Annotated in this window: 13 protein-coding genes; 12 read left to right on the top strand and 1 reads right to left on the bottom strand. The window is 71.4% G+C overall.

From position 1 onward, the window contains the following. Positions 1–2: 2 nt before the first annotated feature. Complete coding sequence (locus Z164_RS0111010; protein WP_043689862.1) at positions 3–914, bottom strand: segregation and condensation protein A; 912 nt, start codon at positions 912–914, stop codon at positions 3–5. A 376-nt stretch (positions 915–1290) separates the two neighbouring features. Between Z164_RS0111010 and Z164_RS0111005 the strand changes: the two genes are divergently transcribed. The 12 genes from Z164_RS0111005 (at position 1291) to Z164_RS0110950 (ending at position 19638) form a co-directional block, all read left to right on the top strand. After that, complete coding sequence (locus Z164_RS0111005) at positions 1291–1590, top strand: YciI family protein (RefSeq protein ID WP_024890750.1); 300 nt, start codon at positions 1291–1293, stop codon at positions 1588–1590. Continuing rightward, a complete protein-coding gene (locus Z164_RS0111000; protein ID WP_052338421.1) occupies positions 1587–1886 on the top strand; it encodes a BolA family protein in 300 nt (99 codons plus the stop codon). Before Z164_RS0111005 ends, Z164_RS0111000 begins: the two co-directional genes overlap by 4 nt. A 171-nt stretch (positions 1887–2057) precedes the next feature. Further along, positions 2058–3068, top strand: coding sequence for a LacI family DNA-binding transcriptional regulator (locus tag Z164_RS20415; RefSeq protein WP_052338420.1), 1011 nt, complete (start codon positions 2058–2060; stop codon positions 3066–3068). A 94-nt stretch (positions 3069–3162) separates the two neighbouring features. Beyond that, positions 3163–6135, top strand: coding sequence for a TonB-dependent receptor (locus tag Z164_RS0110990; RefSeq protein ID WP_043689860.1), 2973 nt, complete (start codon positions 3163–3165; stop codon positions 6133–6135). Between the two features lie 83 nt (positions 6136–6218). Next, on the top strand, positions 6219–7820 hold the full coding sequence (locus Z164_RS0110985; RefSeq protein ID WP_024890746.1) for a glucoamylase family protein: 1602 nt from the start codon (positions 6219–6221) through the stop codon (positions 7818–7820). A gap of 42 nt (positions 7821–7862) precedes the next feature. Next, positions 7863–9143, top strand: a complete 1281-nt coding sequence (locus Z164_RS0110980; protein ID WP_024890745.1) for a sugar ABC transporter substrate-binding protein — start codon at positions 7863–7865, stop codon at positions 9141–9143. Further along, on the top strand, positions 9133–10011 hold the full coding sequence (locus tag Z164_RS0110975) for a carbohydrate ABC transporter permease (RefSeq protein WP_024890744.1): 879 nt from the start codon (positions 9133–9135) through the stop codon (positions 10009–10011). Before Z164_RS0110980 ends, Z164_RS0110975 begins: the two co-directional genes overlap by 11 nt. Then, the gene (locus tag Z164_RS0110970; protein WP_024890743.1) at positions 10008–10865 is read left to right on the top strand and encodes a carbohydrate ABC transporter permease; all 858 of its coding nucleotides are present in this window, start codon (positions 10008–10010) and stop codon (positions 10863–10865) included. The genes Z164_RS0110975 and Z164_RS0110970 overlap by 4 nt, the downstream gene beginning before the upstream one ends. A 363-nt stretch (positions 10866–11228) precedes the next feature. Then, positions 11229–14411 carry a discoidin domain-containing protein gene (locus tag Z164_RS0110965; protein WP_081770162.1) on the top strand — a complete coding sequence of 1061 codons (3183 nt, stop codon included), beginning with the start codon at positions 11229–11231 and terminating at the stop codon, positions 14409–14411. A 261-nt stretch (positions 14412–14672) separates the two neighbouring features. After that, positions 14673–15602, top strand: coding sequence for an AraC family transcriptional regulator (locus Z164_RS0110960; protein ID WP_160170689.1), 930 nt, complete (start codon positions 14673–14675; stop codon positions 15600–15602). A gap of 258 nt (positions 15603–15860) precedes the next feature. Further along, the gene (locus tag Z164_RS0110955; protein ID WP_024890740.1) at positions 15861–18077 is read left to right on the top strand and encodes a TonB-dependent siderophore receptor; all 2217 of its coding nucleotides are present in this window, start codon (positions 15861–15863) and stop codon (positions 18075–18077) included. Between the two features lie 52 nt (positions 18078–18129). Continuing rightward, on the top strand, positions 18130–19638 hold the full coding sequence (locus tag Z164_RS0110950; protein ID WP_024890739.1) for an ATP synthase subunit B family protein: 1509 nt from the start codon (positions 18130–18132) through the stop codon (positions 19636–19638). Positions 19639–19708: the final 70 nt, after the last annotated feature.

The raw sequence follows: 19708 nt of genomic DNA, 5'->3' as shown, positions 1-19708 counted from the left end.
GTTCAGGCGTCGCTCTGGGGCTCGATGTCCTCGTCGAACTCGCTGACCAGCGAGACCGGCGCGCCACCCTCGCGGGTGGCCAGCGACTTCACGTAGATCGGCGCCAGCGGCGCCTCCTGCACGATTTCCAGCAGGCGTTCCTTCGCCAGTTCCAGCAGCGAGAGCAGGGTGACCACCACCCCGAGCTTGCCTTCGCCCGCCTCGAACAGCGATTCGAAGCGGTGGAAGGCGCCGTCGTGCAGCCGGGCGAGCACCTCGCCCATGCGCTGGCGCACGCTGAGCGCATCGCGCTTGATCGCGTGCCCGGTGAACAGCTCGGCGCGCTTGAACACGTCGTGCAGCGCCAGCAGCAGTTCGCGCAGGTCCACCTCCGGCGGCGGCCGCACCGTGGCCCGATCCGGCACCTCGACCGAAACGGGCGCGGTGTCGCGTTCCATCCGCGGCAGGCCGTCCAGATCCTCGGCGGCCTGCTTGAAGCGTTCGTACTCCTGCAGCCGCCGTACCAGCTCGGCGCGCGGGTCCTCCTCCTCGCCGGTCTCGTCCGCCGGCCGCGGCAGCAGCATCCGCGACTTGATCTCGGCCAGGATCGCGGCCATCACCAGGTACTCGGCCGCCAGTTCGAAGCGCAGCTCCTGCATCACCCCGATGTAGTCCACGTACTGCCGGGTGATCTCCGCCACCGGGATGTCGAGGATGTCGAGGTTCTGCCGGCGGATCAGGTACAGCAGCAGGTCCAGCGGCCCTTCGAACGCCTCGAGGATGATCTCCAGCGCGTCCGGCGGGATGTACAGGTCCTGCGGGATCTGCAGCACCGGCTGGCCGTGCACCACCGCCAGCGGCATCTCCTGCTGCTGCGGCGGCGACGCGGATGCGGTGTCCGCGGCGATCGCGGCTGGCTGACCGGATTGTGTCATTCGGGAGGCGGCCCCCTCCGGGCCGGCGTGCGTTCGGTTGGGCGGTCGCCCCTGGGCGCCCACGCGGCGGTCCGATGCGACGGGCGCATGCGGGACGCGACATGGGCTTGGCGGCCGGACGCCACGGACGACATCGCCCGGGCGGGGCGGCGCGATGGCGGAAGAGACGTCGGGCGGGACCGGGGTGGGACAGCGAATCGTGCGCCCGGGCATGGGCGGCCGCTGCGGTCCGGTCTCGAAACTGGAACCTAGCCTACGGGCTCGACCCGCGGCTGTCCAGCGGGCGCGCGGCTTCGCGTTCACGCCGCCCGGGCGGCGCCGCGGCCGTCCCCGTACAATCCGCCGCCAGTCGCGAGCGGATGAAGGTGGAACACCCATGTGGTATGCGATCGAAGGCTACGACGGCGAGGACGTGCTGGCGGCGCGGCAGGGCGCGCGCGCGGCCCATCTGGCGCGGCTGACCGCGCTGCGCGACGCCGGGCGCCTGCTGCTGGCCGGGCCGTGCCCGCGCATCGATGCCGAGGATCCGGGACCGGCCGGCTTCAGCGGCAGCCTGGTGGTGGCCGAGTTCGGTTCGCTGCAGGAAGCGCGCGACTGGGCCGAGGCCGATCCCTACGTCGAGGCGGGCGTCTACGTCCGGGTCGAGGTGCGCCCGTTCCGCCCGGTGCTGCCATGAGCGATCCGGCGCCGCACCCCGACGCCTTGCCGCGGGAGGCCCGCGTGGCCGCCATCCGCCAGGCGCTGGAGGCCGCGTTCTCGCCGCGGCAGCTCGAGATCCGCGACGACAGCCACCGCCACGCCGGGCACGCCGGCGCGCGCGATGGACGCGGGCATTTCCACGTCCGGATCGTCGCCGACGCCTTCGCCGGCATGGGCACGCTGCAGCGGCACCGGGCGATCTACGCCGCGCTGGGGCGCCTGATGGAAACCGACATCCATGCGCTGTCGATCCAGGCCGACGCGCCGGACTGACCCCCGACGGGGCGCGCACGGCATGCGGCAACGCAGCAATCCAGCCGCATCGACGCGCCCGGCGGCGCCATGCGGCGCGCTCCGGCAGGTTTTTGTTGCAGCGCCTTTGCAGCCAGGGGGTGGAAGCGATTACATTCCGCGCCCAATCGGGAGCCCAGCCGTGGAGGGCGGGTGAGCGTAACGATCAAAGATGTCGCCCGCGAAGCGAACGTCAGCGTCGCCACGGTCTCGCGCGCCCTGAACGGGCACGAGAACGTGGCCGAGGACGTGCGCAAGCGGGTGCTGGAGGTCGCCGACCGCCTGCGCTACAGCCCGCACCACGCCGCGCGCAGCCTGAGCAGCCGCCGCACCCAGACCATCGGGGTGGTGCTGCCCGACCTGTACGGCGAGTTCTTCTCCGAGCTGATGCGCGGCATCGATGCGGTCGCGCGCGCCCACGGCCTGCACCTGCTGATCTCCAGCTATCACGGCAACCCCGAGGAGCAGGGCGCCGCGCTGCGCGCCATGCGCGGCCGCGTCGATGGCCTGCTGCTGATGTCGCCCTTCGTCGCCGGGCGCGAGGATCTGGGCGAGTCGCTCTCGCCGGCCATGCCGACCGTGCTGCTCAACAGCGGCCGCAGCGACGAATTGCCCGCGATCAACGTCGACAGCTACGCCGGCGCGCGCGCGATGACCCGCCACCTGCTCGATACCGGCCACCGCCGCATCGCCTTCATCGCCGGGCCCGACGACAACTTCGACGCCCACGAGCGCCTGCGCGGCTACCGCGACGAACTGGCCGAGGGCGCGGCCGGGGCCCGGCCCTGGATCGTGCAGGGCGACTTCACCGAAGCCTCCGGCCACGCCGCCGGCCGCGCGCTGCTCGGCGGCGAGCGCCCCGACGCGGTCTTCGCCGCCAACGACACGATGGCGCTGGGCTGCCTGTTCGCCTTCAACCAGGCCGGCGTGCGCGTGCCCGCCGACATCGGCCTGGCCGGATTCGACGACATTCCCCTGTCCCGGTACGTGCATCCCGGGCTCACCACCATGCGCGTGGACATCGCCGAGCTGGGCGGCCGCGCGTTGCGCACCCTGCTCGAACGCTTCGCCCATCCCGCCGCGCCGCCGCCGGCCGATGCCCGGCTGCCGGTCGCCCTGGTGGCGAGGGAATCGAGCCGCTCCCGCCCCATCGATACCGCGTGATCCTCGACGCCGCGTGCACGCGCGCAATGGTCTCGTGCACCGCCGTTTTTCACATCCCCTTGAACAGTTGGAATTCCCCCCGAGAGGAATGGTCATGACGAAGCGCTCCGCTTCCCGCAGTTTCAACCGCACCTTGCTCAGCTGCGCGCTGGGCAGCGCCCTCCTGCTGTCCGCACCGCTCGCGCTGGCGCAGGCCACCGGCGCGACCCTGCGCGGCCAGGTCTCCGCCGATTCCGCGCCGGCCGCCGACGCGCGCGTCACCGCCACCAACACCGCGACCGGCCTGAGCCGCAGCGTGCAGGCCAGCGCGAACGGCAGCTACAGCCTCGCTGGCCTGCCGCCGGGCACCTACCGCGTGGACGTGACCGCCAACGGCCAGACCAGCTCGCGCACCGTCACCCTGCAGGTCGGCCAGACCGCGACCCTGGACCTGGGCGTGGGCGGGGTGGCCGAGACCGGCCCGCAGGAGGCCACCGACATGGATGCGGTGGTGGTGACCGCGCAGAGCCTGGTCGAGACCCGCACCTCGGAGGTGGCCACCTACGTCACCCAGAAGCAGATCGAGGCGCTGCCGCAGGGCACCCGCAACTTCCTGGCGTTCGCCGACACCGTGCCGGGCATCAAGTTCGAGCAGGACGCCGGGGGCAACACGCGATTGCGGTCCGGCGCGCAGAACGCCAGCGCGGTGAACGTCTTCATCGACGGCGTCGGCCAGAAGAGCTACACCTTGCCCGGAGGCATTTCGGGCCAGGATTCCAGCCGCGGCAATCCGTTCCCGCAGTCGGCGATCGGCGAGTACAAGGTCATCACCCAGAACTACAAGGCCGAGTTCGACCAGATCAGCAGCGCGGCGATCGTCGCCGCCACGCGCAGCGGCACCAACGAGTTCGAGGGCAGTTTCTTCTGGGATCGCACTTCGTCGGACTGGCGCGCAATGACGCCGGCCGAGCAGAACGACGGCGAGAAGGTGGAATCGAAGGAAGAGCAGTACGGCGCATCCTTCGCCGGCCCGCTGATCCGCGACAAGCTGCACTTCTTCGTGGCTTACGAGGCGAAGGAGTACATCAATCCGCGTCTGGCCGAGCTCAGGTCGCAGGGCCGCTACGACGTCGCCGACGTGCCGGCGGATCTGCTGGCGCAGCTCGGGCCCACGAACTCTCCGTTCGACCAGGACATGTACTTCGGCAAGCTGAGCTGGTCGATCAACGACGCCAATTTCCTGGAGCTGTCCGCGCAGGTGCGCGAAGAGGAAGAGATCATCGGCGTCGGCGCGGAAAACCTGCCGGAGCGGGCGACCAACAACGTCAACGACGTCAAGCGCTACGACCTGCGTTGGCAGTACAGCGACGGACGCTGGCTCAACGACATGCACGTCACCTACGAAGACACCTCGTGGGCGCCGCAGGGCGTGATCGGCGCGCCGGGCTATCTGCTGCGCGTTGCCGATCTCAGCGAGCCCGGCAGGCGGCTCGACGTCGGCACGATCCTCAACGCCGGCGGCAGCTCCAACAGCCAGAACAAGGGCCAGGAGGGCTGGGGGTTCCAGAACGATCTGACGTTCTTCGGCTGGGAGGGGCACACCCTCAAGATGGGCGTGAAGTACAAGGACGTGGAAGTCAACGCCATTGAGCGCCACTTCGCCAATCCGCAGTTCTACTACGACATCGGCGTGAGCACCGAGCAGCCGTATCTGGTCGAGTTCGGCTCCGGCATCCCGGGGACTTCCGAGGGCTTCACCACGTCCAAGAACAAGCAGTTCGGCATCTATGTCCAGGACGACTGGGAAGTCAACGACCGCCTGACCCTCAACTTCGGCGTGCGCTGGGACTACGAGAAAACGCCCAACTACCTGGACCACGTGACCCCGCCCGAACTGGTGGAGGCCTTGCGCGAATGGCCTGCGATGCAGGGGCCCAACATCGACTACGACATCGAGGACTACATCAGCACCGGCAACAACCGGAGCGCCTTCAAGGGCGCGTGGCAGCCGCGGTTGGGGTTCTCCTACGACGTGAACGCCGATCAGAGCTTCGTGGTCTTCGGTGGAGCGGGGCGCGCTTACGACCGCAACTTGTTCGACTATCTGCAGGTCGAGACCAACCGCACTTCGTACGCGCGCTTCCGCGCGAACTTCATCGAAGCCGATGGGCAGTGCCGCGACGAGGCGGGCTGCATTCCGTGGGACCCCGCGTATTTCGACCCGGCGGTCCTGAGGCAGCTCGCGCAGACCCTTTCCACCGGGCGCGAGTGGTACCTCAACAACAACGACCTGAAGGTCCCGTACTCCGACCAGTTCAGCCTCGGTGTGCGTAACGTGTTCGGCATGCTCGGCGCGGAGTGGAACAGCGAGATCACCGTCTCGCACGTCCGCAGCAAGGACGGCTTCGTGTTTCGTCTCGGCAACCGGCGTCCTGACGGAAGCTTCTTCGAGAACCCGGGCGATGTTTCCGGCGCTCCGTGGGGCTTTCCATCGCCCGTCGGCACGATCCTGCTGGCCGACAACATGCTCGAGACCAAGACGAATTCGCTGTTCCTCAAGCTCGACAAGCCCTATACCGAAGAGTCGGGCTGGTCGGCCACGTTCGCCTATACGTATGCGGACGCCGAGCAGAATTCGCCGGCCACCGGCTGGCCGGAGATCTTCGGGCGTCCCGACACCAGCTGGTTCGGCTGGCTGCCTGCGCGCGAACTGCCGCAACACCGCTTCGTCGCTACGGGCATCTGGGATGGCCCGTGGGGTGTCACGTTCTCCGGCAAGCTGACCCTGGAAAGCCCCGAGCGCAGGGTGTCGGAGGATTGCCGCACCAGCAGCACCCAGTGCGTCTGGCGCTCGTGGAAGCCCGACGAGACGATCGGTTTGAAACAGTTCGACGTCGCCGCTACCAAGACCTGGGACACGGGGACCGATCTCAGCTTCTACGTCCGTGCCGACGTGCTCAATGTCTTCAACTGGCACAACTGGACGAGCTACAACGACAGTTGGACCAGCGACGAATTCCAGGAAAGGTATCTGGACATCGCCTGGCCGCCGCGTTCGTTCAAGCTGTCCTTCGGCGTGAACTGGTGATGTGACGCGGGAGGCCGCCCATTCAGTCGGGCGGCCTCTCTTATACTTCGGCTTGTAAACGATTTCAGAGGGCAGTCCAGCACATGCGATCCGGTCGTCTCCGCCATCGAATCCTCCTCGCCGCGTGCCTCCTTCCGGCACTGGCCGGCTGCCGCCAGGAGGCGCCCGCGCCGGAAGTGGAGCCGCCCAGGCCGGGACCGATCCCCGAAGTCGTCGAAGCGCCGCCGGCCGAGGAGGTCGAGCCCGCGCCGCCGCCGGGTCCGCCGGAGCTGCCGCCGCTGTTCCGCGACATCGAGAAGCGCACGTTCCAGTTCTTCTGGGACACCACCAACGAGGTCAACGGCCTGACCCCGGACCGCTATCCGTCGCGGCCGTTCTCCAGCATCGCCTCGGTCGGCTTCGCGCTGACCGCCTACCCGATCGGGGTGGAGAACGGCTGGATCAGCCGTCGCCAGGCGGTGGACCGCACGCTGACCACGCTCAAGTTCTTCCGCGACGCGCGCAAGGGGCCGCAGGCCACCGGCACCATCGGCTACAAGGGCTTTTTCTACCACTTCATCGACATGCAGAACGGCCACCGGGTCGAGCCGTGGGTGGAGCTGTCGAGCGTGGACACCGCGCTGCTGATGATGGGGGTGCTGTTCGCGCAGCAGTACTACGACCGCGACGATCCCAAGGAGCAGGAAATCCGCGAGGTCGCCGACGCGCTGTACCGCGCGGTGGAATGGCCGTTCCTGCAGGTGCGCCCGCCGCTGATCTCGATGGGCTGGTACCCGGAGAGCGGCTTCATCGACTACGACTGGACCGGCTACGACGAGGCGATGATGGTCTACATCCTCGCCCTCGGCTCGCCCACGCACGCCATCGAGCCCGAGGCCTGGGAAGCGTGGACGCGCACCTACGACACCGAGACCTGGGGCACGTTCATGGGGCAGGAGTACCTGAGCTTCGCGCCGCACTTCGGCCACCAGTACACCCACACCTGGGTGGATTTCCGCGGCATCCGCGACGCCTACATGCGCAACCGCGGCATCGACTACTTCGAAAACAGCCGCCGCGCCACCTACGCCCAGCGCCAGTACGCGATCGAGAACCCGATGGGCTGGCGCGACTACGGCGAGAACGTCTGGGGCCTGACCGCCAGCGACGGCCCGCAGCGCACCGACCAGGAGTACAACGGCGAGATCCGCGAGTTCCGCCACTACAGCGCGCGCGGCGCGGGCCGGGCGGTGGCCTTCGACGACGGCACCATCGCCCCCACCGCGGCGGTCGCCTCGATCGCCTTCGCCCCGGAGATCGTGATCCCCGCCACCGAGGAACTGCACCGCCGCTACGGCGAGCACCTGTATTCCAGCTACGGCTTCCTGGACGCGTTCAATCCCAGCTTCCGCTACGACGTGCCGCTCAAGACCGGCCGCATCGTGCCGGACCTGGGCTGGGTGGCCAGCGACTACATCGGCATCGACCAGGGCCCGATCCTGGCCATGATCGCCAACTACCGCAACGGCTTCGTCTGGGAACTGATGAAGAAGAGCCCGTACATCCGCGAGGGCCTGAAGCGCGCCGGCTTCACCGGCGGCTGGCTCGAGGCGGTGGATGCCGCGGAAGCGGCCGAGGCGGCGAAGGCGGAGGCGGAGGCCGAAGCGCCGGAAGCCGCTGACGCGCCCGCCGCGCAGACGCGCTGACCCGTGACCGGCGTGGCGCGCTGCGCGATCGAGCGCTACGGGCTGCGGCCGCTGGCCGCGCTGTGCCTGCTGGCGTTGCTGCTGGCCGGCTGCCGGCCAGCGCCCGAGGAGACGGTGATCCGTTTCTGGGCGATGGGCCGCGAGGCGGAGGTGGTCGGCGAGCTGGTGCGCGAGTTCGAGCGCGACCACCCGGGCATCCGCGTGCGCGTGCAGCAGATCCCGTGGACCTCGGCGCACGAGAAGCTGCTGACCGCCTTCGCCGCCGATGCGCTGCCCGATCTGTGCCAGCTGGGCAATACCTGGGTGCCGGAGTTCGGCATCCTCGGCGCGCTGGAGCCGCTGCAATCGCGCGTGGACGCCTCGGCGGTGGTGGATGCCGCCGACTACTTCCCGGGCATCTGGGACACCAACGTCATCGACGGGCGGCTGCTCGGGGTGCCGTGGTACGTCGACACCCGGCTGGTGTTCTATCGCCGAGACATCCTGGCCGCGGCGGGCGTCGAGCGCTTCCCGCGGACCTGGGCCGAGTGGGAGGCGGCGATGGCGGCGGTCAAGCGCCACGTCGGGCCGGACCGCTACGCGATCATGCTGCCGCTCAACGAGTTCGAGCAGTTGCTGTCGTTCGGCCTGCAGCAGGACGACCCGCTGCTGCGCGACGACGACGGCCGCGGCAACTTCTCCAGTCCCGGTTTCCGCCGCGCGCTCGGCTTCTACGCCGGCATGTTCGAGCGCGGCTGGGCGCCGAAGATGTCCGAGACCCAGATCTCCAACGTCTGGGACGAGTTCGGCCGCGGATTCTTCGCCTTCTACGTATCCGGTCCCTGGAACATCCGAGAATTCCGCAACCGGCTGCCGGCCGAGGTGCAGGACCAGTGGATGACCGCGCCGCTGCCCGGCCCGGACGGCCCCGGCGCCGGCATCGCCGGCGGCACCAGCCTGGTGATGTTCCGCGATTCCAAGGTCAAGGACGCGAGCTGGCGGCTGATCGAGTTCCTGTCGCGGCCCGACATCCAGCAGCGCTTCCATGCCGCCATCGGCAACCTGCCGCCGCGCCGCAGCGCGTGGGAATCCCCGCAGCTGCGCGACGACCCCTACGCCGGCGCGTTCCGCGACCAGCTGGAGCGGGTCAGGCCCACGCCCAAGGTGCTGGAGTGGGAGCGGATCATGCAGGAGATGCGCCTGGCCAGCGAGCGCGTGGTGCGCGGCGGCCAGCCGCAGGACGCGGCGACCGCGCAGCTGGACGCGCGGGTGGACGAGATCCTGGCCAAGCGGCGCTGGGTGCGCGCGCAGGCGGCGACGCCGGAGGTGGCCGATGCGCGCTAGCGTCGCCGGCTGGGTGTTCGCTGCGCCGGCGCTGATCGTGCTGGGCGTGTTCTTCGCGTTGCCGGTGGCCTCGGCGCTGCTGCTCAGCCTGACCGATTTCGACCTCTACGCCCTGGCCGATCTGGACAACCTGCGATTCGTGGCGCTGGGCAACTACCTGGACCTGCTGCGTACGCCGCTGTTCTGGAAGTCGCTGGGCAACACCGCGTACTTCGTCGTGGTCGGCGTGCCGCTGTCGATCGCGGTCTCGCTGGGCGCGGCGCTGCTGCTCAACGCGAAGGTCGCGCGCTTCAAGGGCCTGTTCCGCACCGCGCTGTTCGCGCCGGTGGTGACCACGCTGGTGGCGGTGGCGGTGATCTGGCGCTACCTGTTCCACACCAGCTACGGCCTGGTGAACTGGGCGCTGGGGCACCTGGGCATCTCGCCGATCGACTGGCTGGGCGACCCGGCCTGGGCGATGCCCACCATCATCCTGTTCGCGGTGTGGAAGAACTTCGGCTACAACATGGTGATCCTGCTGGCCGGCCTGCAGTCGATCCCGCAGGACCTCTACGAGGCCGCACGCATCGACGGCGCCTCGCGCTGGAAGCAGTTCCTGCACGTGACCCTGCCGATGCTGGGGCCGGTGCTGCTGGTGGTGGCGGTGATCACCGTGTCCGGCTACTTCCAGCTGTTCGCCGAACCTTACGTGATGACCCGCGGCGATCCGCTGCAGAGCACGGTGAGCGTGCTGTACTTCATGTACGAGGAAGGCTTCATGTGGTGGAACCTGGGCCGCGCCTCGGCGGTGGCGTTCCTGCTGTTCGTCATCATCCTGGCGGTGACGACGCTGCTGCTGCGCGCGGGCAAGCGCAGGGGGGCGCTGTGAGCGCGCCGCGCGCACGCGCCGGCCTCGACGTCGGCGACAGCCGCCTGCACGCGCTGGCGGTGAACGCCGGGCTGGCGCTGCTGGCGCTGGTCGCGCTGGCGCCGCTGGGCTGGATGCTGGCGGTGTCGTTCATGCGCCAGGGCGAGGCCAGCGGCTTCCCGCCGCCGCTGCTGCCCGACGCGCCGACGCTGGCCAACTACGCCGAGCTGTTCGCCCGCGCCGGCATGGGCCGCTACTTCCTCAACAGCCTGATCGTCTCCGGCGCGATCACCCTGGGCGCGCTGCTGGTCAACACCCTGGCCGGCTACGCCTTCGCCAAGCTGCGCTTCGCCGGCCGCGACCGGCTGTTCCAGCTGCTGCTGGCGGCGCTGGTGATCCCGGCGCAGGTGGCGATGCTGCCGCTGTTCCTGCTGATGAAGGGCATGGGCCTGGTCAACACCTTCGGCGCGGTGATCATCCCCGCGCTGGCGACGGTGTTCGGCATCTTCCTGGTGCGCCAGTACGCGCGCTCGATCCCCGACGAGCTGCTGGAGGCCGCGCGCATCGACGGCGCCGGCGAGCTGCGGATCTTCTTCCAGATCGTGCTGCCCATGCTCAAACCGGTGCTGGTCACGCTGACCATCTTCACCTTCATGGCGGCGTGGAACGACTTCATGTGGCCGCTGATCGTGCTGACCGACCAGGACCACTACACGCTGCCGGTCGCCATCGCCGCGCTGTCGCGCGAGCACGTGCAGGACGTGGAGATGATGATGGCCGGCGCCGTGGTCACGGTGGTCCCGGTGCTGCTGCTGTTCCTGCTGCTGCAGCGCTACTACATCCAGGGCCTCCTGCTCGGCAGCGTGAAGGGGTGAGGGCGAGCGCTTGCGCGGCACTGCCCTGCTGCGCCATGGACGGCACGGCCGCGGCCTCGAACGGCAGAGCGCTTGCGCGGCACTGCCGCGCGCTCGCCCGAACGCCCGGCCAAGGATGGCCGGGCCGGGCGGTCCGGAGCCGGCGCTGCTGCGCCATGGACGGCACAGCCGCGGCCTCGAACGGCAGGGCGCTTGCGCGGCATTGCCGGGCCGTCCGGCGCCCGCGCGGTCGCGCCACGGACGGCACGGTCGCATCCCCGAGCGCCCCCGACCGCAAGCATCGACCCGCCCCGAACCACGGAGCCGACGTACAGCATGAAGACCTTCGATACCGCCGCCCGCCGGGCGACTGCCGAAACCGACATGCGCGCGCACGCGCGCCGTTCGCGTCCCGTCCTGGCCTGCCTGCTCGCGCTGTCGGCGGCCGCCGCGCTGTCCGCCTGCGGCGGCGCCGACGGCGCGGGCGCCGCCGATGCCCCCGGCGAGGTGCGCGTGCTGGACGATTTCGAGGACGCCTCGCCTTGGCGGGTGGTGACCTCCAACCAGGTGACCGGCGCGCTGCGCCAGGTCGACGGGGCCGAGGGCCGGGCGCTGTGCCTGGACTACGACTACAACGGCGTCTCCGGCTACGTCGGCCTGCAGCGCGACCTGCCGCTGGAATACCCGGAGAACTATCGCTTCGGCTTCCGCCTGCGCGGCGATTCGCCGGCCAACGACCTGCAGTTCAAGCTGATCGACGCCAGCGGCGACAACGTCTGGTGGGTCAACCGGCCGAAGTACGATTTCCCGGCCGACTGGACCGAGGTGCACTACCGCAGGCGCCACATCGACAAGGCCTGGGGGCCGGACCCCGACAAGACCTTGCGCGCGAGCGCGAAGATCGAGTTCACGATCTACAACAACGCCGGCGGCCAGGGCAGCGTCTGCTTCGACCAGCTCACCTTCCAACCGCTGCCGGCCGACGACGACACGCCGCTGGAACCGCTCGCGACCACCTCGTCCACCACGCCCGCCGGCGCCGCGCGCGCCACCGACGGCGATCCGGACACCGCGTGGGAAGCCGCTGCCGGGCCGCAGAACCTGGTGCTGGACCTGGGGCGGCTGCGCGAGTTCGGCGGCCTGCGCCTGCAGTGGCGCGAGGGCGCGCACGCCAGCGACTACGGCGTCTCGCTCTCGGCCGACGGCCGGCAGTGGACGCAGGTGCGCGAGGTCGCCGGCGGCAACGGCGGCGTCGATTGGCTGGCGCTGCCGGAGTCCGAGGCGCGCTACATCGGCCTGGACCTGCGCGCCGGCCCCGGCGATGGCTTCGCGCTGGCCGAGGCCGCGGTGCAGCCGCTGGCGGTGTCCGCGCATCCGAACGATTTCATCGAGGCGATCGCCGCCGACCGCCCGCGCGGGCAGTTCCCGCGCGGCTTCAGCGGCGAGCAGCCGTACTGGACCATCCTCGGCCTCGATGGCGGCCTGGAGCAGGGGCTGATCGGCGAGGACGGCGCGATCGAGGTCGCCGCCGGCGGCTTCTCGATCGAGCCGTTCGTGCGTACCGGCGACACGCTGGTGACCTGGGCCGATGCCGGGATCGCGCAATCGCTGCAGGACGGCTACCTGCCGATCCCCAGCGTGGACTGGACCCACGAGGCCGTGGCGCTGCGCGTGACCGGCTTCGCCCGCGGCACGCCGGACGCCTCGCAGCTGGTCGCGCGCTACCGGCTGAGCAATCCGGGCCCGCAGCCGCGCGACTACGAACTGGCGCTGGCGGTGCGGCCGCTGCAGGTCAACCCGCCGAGCCAGTTCCTCAACATCACCGGCGGCGTCAGCCCGCTGCGCAGGCTCGAGGTCGCGCCTTCGCGGGTCAGCGTGGACGGCCGGCCGCGGGTGTTCGCGCGCGAGCCGGCGCAGGCCGCGTTCGCGACCGCGTTCGATGCCGGCATGGCGATCGAGCACATCGCCGCCGGCCGCCTGCCGGAAACCACCGAGGTCGAGGATCCGCAGGCGCTGGCGTCCGGCGCGCTGGTCTATCGCGTGCGGCTCGCGCCCGGGCAGTCGCGCGAGTTCGACCTGCTGATCCCGATGACCGGCGAGCCGCCGGTCGGGGCCTGGAGCGCGCAGGCCTGGCAGGACGAGGTCGCCCGCGACTGGCGCGGCAAGCTGGGCGAGGTCGGCATCGAGGTGCCCGAGGCCGGGCGCGAGCTCACCGACACGCTGCGCACCGCGCTGGCGCACATGCTGATCTCGCGCATCGGGCCGCGCCTGCAGCCGGGCACGCGCTCGTACGCGCGCAGCTGGATCCGCGACGGCGCGATGATCTCCGAGGGCCTGCTGCGGATGGGGCGGCCTGAAGTGGTGAAGGACTACGTGGCGTGGTACGCGCCGTACCAGTTCGACAACGGCATGGTGCCGTGCTGCGTGGACGACCGCGGCAGCGACCCGGTGCCCGAGAACGACAGCCACGGCGAGCTGATCTTCAACATCGCCGAGTACTGGCGCTACACCGGCGACGACGCCTTCCTGCGCGAGATGTGGCCGCACGTGCGCGGCGCGTTCGAGTACATGGAGCAGCTTCGCGCCAGCGAGCGCACCGAGGAGAACCGCGCGCGCAACGAGGCGTTCTACGGCATGATGCCGGCCTCGATCAGCCACGAGGGCTACTCGGCCAAGCCGATGCACTCGTACTGGGACAACTTCTGGGCGCTGCGCGGCTACAAGGACGCGGTGGAGATCGCCCAGGCGCTGGGCGAGACCGCGGACGCGCAGCGCATGGCCGCCGCGCGCGACGAGTTCCGCGCCGACCTCGACGCCTCGCTGCGCGCGGCCGCCAGGCTGCACGGCATCGACTACCTGCCGGGCGCGGCCGAGCTCGGCGACTTCGATCCGACCTCGACCACGATCGCCCTGGCGCCCGGCGGCGAGCAGGGCCGGCTGCCCGAGGACCTGCTGGTCAACACCTTCGAGCGCTACTGGACGCAGTTCGTGGACCGCCGCGACGGGCGCAGGCCGTGGAAGGACTACACCCCGTACGAATGGCGCAACGTCGCCGCCTTCGTGCGCCTGGGCTGGCGCGAGCGCGCCAACGAGGTCCGCGAGTGGTTCTTCGGCCACCGCGCGCCGCGGGCGTGGAACCAGTGGGGCGAGGTGGTCACGCCCACGCCGCGCAAGCCGTTCTTCCTCGGCGACCTGCCGCACGCCTGGGTCGGCTCGGACTTCGTGCGCTCGGCGCTGGACATGTTCGCCTACGTGCGCGAGGTCGACCGGAGCATCGTGCTGGCCGCCGGCGTGCCGGCGGATTGGCTCGACGGCACCGGCGTGCGCCTGCATGGCATGCGCACGCCGCAGGGCACGATCGGCTACCGGCTGCGCCGAGAGGGCGGCGCGCTGCTGCTCGACGTGGACGCCGACGCCGGCCTGCCGGAGGGCGGGCTGGTGCTGCAATGGCCGTATCCGTCCGTGCCGGGCGCGACCACCATCGACGGCGCGCCGGCGCAGTGGCAGGGCAACGAGCTGCGGATCGGGCGCGCCGGGGCGAGGGTGCGGATCGAAGGCGCCGGCTGACGCGCGGTCGCGTGCGCGCAGCGGGCCGCCCCGCGTCGTGCGGCGCGCACCGCACGGCGCGGGCCCGACCGGGCCGGTCCCGCAGGCCGGATGGCCGCCCCGGGGCGCCGGCACCGATTGTCCGCGCCTGCTGTCGGCCCTTATGATCGCGGTCCGGCCCGCGCCGATGCGCGGGGTCGAACGCCCGCGGCGCGTCCGCGGCGCCCCCATCTCTCCAGCCGTCGCCAGGAGAAGTCTCTTCCCCGAGCGAGGCTGTCCGCGATGCGTGCCGTCCCTCCCGTCGTTTCCCGTGGCGCCGCGCCCAGGCCCGGCCGGCGCGCGCCGCCGGTGGCGCCGGTCAAGCGATCGAGGGTCCTGCGTCCGGGCCTGAGCCTGCTGCTGGGCCAGGCGGTGGAGGACGAGGACATGGCCGGCAGCAGCGTGGATGCGGACCGCGTGCGGATCGTGCTGGTCCTCGGCGGCCGGGTGGACATGGCCTACGACGCGCGCCCGGTGCGCCTGGGGGCGGGCGAGGGCGGGGCGGACGCGTCGATCGTGCCGATGGAGGCGCCGGTCGAATGCCGGCGCGTCGTGCGCAGGGGCGACTATTCGCGCCGGATCAGCATCGGCCTGAGCGGACAGTGGATCGCGCAGTCCCTGGAGGCCGATCCGCAGATCGGGACGGCGGGCCCGCCGCGCCGGCACCTGGACATCCGCTGCTGGCGGGCGTCGGCGCACGCGCGATCGATCGCCGAGCAACTGTTCCAGCCGCCGCCGCTGGCGCCGGACATGCTGGGCCTGTACCTGGAAAGCCGCGCCATCGAGCTGGCGTTCGAGGCGCTGTCGCGGCACGACGCCAGCGAACGGACCCCGTGCCGCAGCCTGACCCCAGCCGCCTACCGGCGCATGTGCGAGGTCCGCGCGTTCCTGCAGCAGGACCCGGCCGCGGTGTCGGGTCTCGATGCCATCGCCCGCCACGCGGGACTCGGCACGGCCACGCTGCAGCGGCATTTCCGCCTGGCGCACGGCATGACGGTGTCCGAGTGCATCCAGCGCGCGCGGCTCGAGCGCGCGCGCGAGGCGCTGGAGCGCGACGGAGCCGATGTCCGCCGCGCGGCAGTGATCGCCGGCTATGCGAGCCCGGCGAACTTCGCCACCGCCTTCCGCCGCCGCTACGGCCTGCCGCCGAGCAAGGTCCGCCCGCGGATCTGAAGCCCGGCGCGCAGGCGCGCCCGCGGCCTGCGCAAAGATCGTTGCCACGCGCGCAAAACCCGGTGCGCGCGGGGCGCGGAACAATACCGGCCGCGAATGAGACCGTTTCCCATCCGGGCCCGGGCCGACCGGCGCCGACGACAGGCCGACGCGACATCCATCGCAGCACCGTCCCCGCGATCGCCGCCGTCGAGGCGGCGCGCGCCGGACGTCCCGCGCCGGCGCCGGCCGGCGCTCCTGTCCAAGGTCGTAAACGCCATGCCGAATCGTTCCCATCCTGCCTTCGCCCGCATCCGTCGCAGCCTGCTGCCGATGGCGTTGTCGCCGCTGCTCGCCGGCGCCCACGCGGCGGCCGCCCAGGACGCGGCCGCGCCGGCGGCCACCGAGCTGGACGCGGTCCGGGTCAACGCCTATCGCCCCGCGCAGACCATCGGCGCCTCGACCAAGACCGAGACGCCGCTGATCGAGACGCCGCAGTCGGTGTCGGTGGTCGCCCGCGAGGAGCTGGACGCGCGCGGCGCGCAGAACCTCAACGAGGCCACCCGCTACAACGCCGGCGTGCTGCCCGAGAGCTCGGGCATGGACAACCGCGTCGACGATCTCTACATCCGCGGCTTCGATGCCGGCAGCTGGGGCAACAACGTGATGATCGACGGCCTGCGCGCGCCGTCCAACGGCAGCGACAGCTGGAACCGGGTGTCGTTCAACCTCTGGAACCTGGAGCGGGTGGAGGTGCTCAAGGGGCCGTCCAGCGTGCTCTACGGCCAGCTCGCCCCGGGCGGCATGGTCAATCAGGTCAGCAAGACCCCGACCCCGGACCCGCAGCACGTGCTGCGCCTGCAGGTCGACGGCCAGCGCCGCGCCCAGGCCGCGTTCGACACCGGCGGCGCCAATGCCGGCAGCAATGCGCTGTGGCGGCTGGTCGGCCTGTACGCCGACGGCGATACCCAGCTCGATCGTGTCGGGCACCGGCAATGGTTCCTGGCGCCCAGCGCGACCTTCCGCTTCGACGGCGATGGCACCCGCCTGACCCTGCTCGGCAACTACCAGCGCGACGACGGCGGCAGCACCTTCCAGTTCCTGCCCTACCAGGGCGCGGCGATCCCGGCCGCCGAGGGCTACATCGACAACGATACCTTCCTCGGCGAGCCCGGCTGGAACGTCTACGACCGCACCGCGTGGAGCGCCGGCTGGCTGTTCGAGCACGCCTTCGACGCGGACTGGAAGCTCAGCCAGACCGCGCGCCACACCCACGTCGATTCGCTGTACCGGGCGACGGTGGTCTACGGCGTGCGCGGGGCGAGCGTGACCGACCCCAACACGCTGATCGACGGCCGCCTGCTGCCGCGGCGCGCGGTACAGGGCGTGGGCGATTCCGAGGGGCAGTCGATCGACACCCGGCTGCAGGGACGGCTGAGCACCGGCGCGGCCGAGCACACCCTGCTGGCCGGCATCGACTGGCAGCGCAGCGAGTGGAGCTTCCTGCGGCGCATGGCCAGCGTGAACCAGAACGCGATCGCCATCGACATCTACCGGCCGGTGTACACCGGCTACGACTTCGCCTCGGTGCTCGGCATCGTCCAGGCCGATACGGAGGAGGTCGATCGCCAGGCCGGCGTCTACCTGCAGGACCAGATCGCGCTGGGCGGCTGGCGCTTCACCGTCGGCGGCCGCTACGACCGCGCCCGCGTCGACGCGCTCGATCGCCCGACCGGGCGGCGCGCGCGCAGCGACCACTCGGCGGTCTCCGCGCGCGCCGGCGCGCTGTACCTGTTCGAGAGCGGCTTCGCGCCGTACCTGAGCTATGCCGAATCGTTCCAGCCGGCCACCGGCATCCGCCGCGACGGCGGCGCGTTCGATCCGGTCACCGGCAGGCAGTGGGAAGCCGGACTGAAGTACGAACCGCGCGCGATCGACGGCATGCTGACGCTGTCGGCCTACGACCTGCGGCAGCGCAACATGCTGACCGCCGACCCGCTCAACACCAACGGCGAGAGCTACCAGGTGCAGACCGGCGAGGTGCGGGTGCGGGGCGTCGAACTGGAAGGCCGGGTCACGCCGCTGGAAGGCTTCAGCGTGATCGGCGCGCTGACCCGGCTCGACTCCGAGATCGTGCGCAACAACGACGGCCACCAGGGCAACCGGATGATCCGCGTGCCGGACTGGCTGGGCTCGCTGTGGCTGGACTACACCATCGCCGGCGGCGCGTTCGACGGCCTGGGCATCGCCGCCGGCGTGCGCTATGTCGACCAGACCTACGGCGACCTGGCCAACGCGCTGTCGGTGCCGTCGTACACGCTGTTGGACGCGGCGCTGCGCTACGACCTGGGCGAGGTCGGCCGCGGCCGCCTGCGCCTGTCGCTCAACGGCAGCAACCTGGCCGACAAGCGCTACGTGGCCACCTGCAGCGCGCTGACCGCGTGCTACTACGGCAGCGGCCGCACCGTGGTCGCCACCGCGCAGTACCAGTGGTGAGCCGGCCCGTCCGCGCCGGCGCGCGTCGCCGCCCGTTCCGCGATCCCGCGCCATGACCGCCCCGCAGCCGCCGATTCCCGCCGAGCGCCTCGACAGCTTTCCCGCCGACTACGCCCGCCACGGCCTGGACTACGGCGCCGACCTGTATCCGGACGCGCAGGTCGGCATCGACATGGGCCGCTGCGTCGGCGTGGTCAACGGCTTCTACCAGATGGCGCTGCATCGCGACCGGCTGTACGCGTGCTTCGGCGGGTTCCTGCGCTGGGACACCCTGGAGCGGGTGCCGGTGCCCGGGATCACCCCGGGCATGCTGGTCTGCCTGGACGCCGACACCCTGCAGCGGGTCCGCGTCGTCGCGCTGCCGTACCGGCCGAACGCGCTGGCGCTGCGCGCCGACGGCGCCGAGGCGGCGACCACCCACACCCACGCGCAGACGGTCTCGGTGGTGGACCTGGGCAGCGGCGAGGTGCGCTGCTGGAAACCGGATACCGCGATCGACGGACGCGAGTACCGCAGCCGCTACATCGCCTACGCGCCGGACGGCCAGCTGATCGCCAACTACTACCGCTTCAGCTTCGATCCGGACGAGCGCGACACCGTGGCGATGAAGTTCGACCGCACGCTGGCGCGCGTGCCCGGGTTCCGCATCGCCCCGTTCGAGCGGACCTGGGCGATGCCGCTGCTGTGGAGCGAGGTCCACGGCGGGCGCTTCGTGGTCGGCAGCCGGGCGCCGCGGTTGCTGGATGCCGGCAGCGGCGAGGTCGCCGCGCTGGGGCCGGCGCTGCCCGGCGCCAACCACCGCAACTACTGCCATGGACCGGACGGGACCCTGTTCGCCTCGCAGGACGCCGGCTTCGGCCGCCCCAATCTCGCGTGGCTGGACCCGGCCTCCGGCCACGGCAGCTGGCTGACCACCGGCGCGGGCGCGGTGGAGCTGGCCTACGACGCCGGCGCCGGCTGGCTGCTGGCCTGCAACTACGACAGCCGCACGCTGAGCATCGTCCAGCCGCGGCCCGGCGCGCGGACGTTCGACGGCGCGCGCTTCGTCAACGTCGTGTTCGACGGCCATCCCTCGTCGCTGGCGCTGCGCCGCACCGCGACGCACCTGGAGGTGTTCGTCGGTCCCAAGTGGACCCGGCGCGACGGCCGCCACCGCGACCTGCTGGCGCGGTTGCGGATCCCGCGGGCGGTGCGCGACGTCGCGCAGCTGCTCGCGCCCGGGGCCTGCAGCGTGCAGGAGTTCGACATGTACGACGGCACGGTATCGGCGCCGCGCGCGGCGCGGGTGCTGGACATGGCGCGCAGCCGCGCGCGATTGCGCGCCGACGCGCGCGAAGCGCTGGCGCAGGCGCGCCGGCGCCTGCCCGAGGCCGAGGCGCGGCTGGCCGCGCTCCGGCGCGAGGCGGCAGGCGGCGCCGCCGATCCCGCGCTGCGGGCGCGGATCGACAAGACCGGCTACGGCGTGCGCTGGTGGCGGCAGCGGATCGCCACGCTCGAGGCGGCGCTGTCCGCGCAGCCCGATGCGCCGGGCGCGCCGCCGGCGCAGGAGGGGCATGCGTGACCCCGGGCCGCGCGCGCCCGGCGCGGCGGCCGCCCGCCGGCTATCGCGACGGGGGCGGGATCGCGGACAA

The sequence above is a fragment of the Luteimonas huabeiensis HB2 genome (assembly GCF_000559025.1).
GTDB classification, from domain to species: Bacteria; Pseudomonadota; Gammaproteobacteria; order Xanthomonadales; family Xanthomonadaceae; genus Luteimonas; species Luteimonas huabeiensis.
Note: the sequence above shows the minus strand (reverse complement) of the source record. Positions and strands in the feature narration are given on the sequence as shown.

Coding starts and splice junctions, on each gene's coding strand:
- Z164_RS0111010 (WP_043689862.1), bottom strand. CDS start 914: ATGACACAATCCGGTCAGCCAGCCGCGATCGCCGCGGACACCGCATCC.
- Z164_RS0111005 (WP_024890750.1), top strand. CDS start 1,291: ATGTGGTATGCGATCGAAGGCTACGACGGCGAGGACGTGCTGGCGGCG.
- Z164_RS0111000 (WP_052338421.1), top strand. CDS start 1,587: ATGAGCGATCCGGCGCCGCACCCCGACGCCTTGCCGCGGGAGGCCCGC.
- Z164_RS0110990 (WP_043689860.1), top strand. CDS start 3,163: ATGACGAAGCGCTCCGCTTCCCGCAGTTTCAACCGCACCTTGCTCAGC.
- Z164_RS0110985 (WP_024890746.1), top strand. CDS start 6,219: ATGCGATCCGGTCGTCTCCGCCATCGAATCCTCCTCGCCGCGTGCCTC.
- Z164_RS0110975 (WP_024890744.1), top strand. CDS start 9,133: ATGCGCGCTAGCGTCGCCGGCTGGGTGTTCGCTGCGCCGGCGCTGATC.
- Z164_RS0110965 (WP_081770162.1), top strand. CDS start 11,229: ATGCGCGCGCACGCGCGCCGTTCGCGTCCCGTCCTGGCCTGCCTGCTC.
- Z164_RS0110960 (WP_160170689.1), top strand. CDS start 14,673: ATGCGTGCCGTCCCTCCCGTCGTTTCCCGTGGCGCCGCGCCCAGGCCC.
- Z164_RS0110955 (WP_024890740.1), top strand. CDS start 15,861: ATGCCGAATCGTTCCCATCCTGCCTTCGCCCGCATCCGTCGCAGCCTG.
- Z164_RS0110950 (WP_024890739.1), top strand. CDS start 18,130: ATGACCGCCCCGCAGCCGCCGATTCCCGCCGAGCGCCTCGACAGCTTT.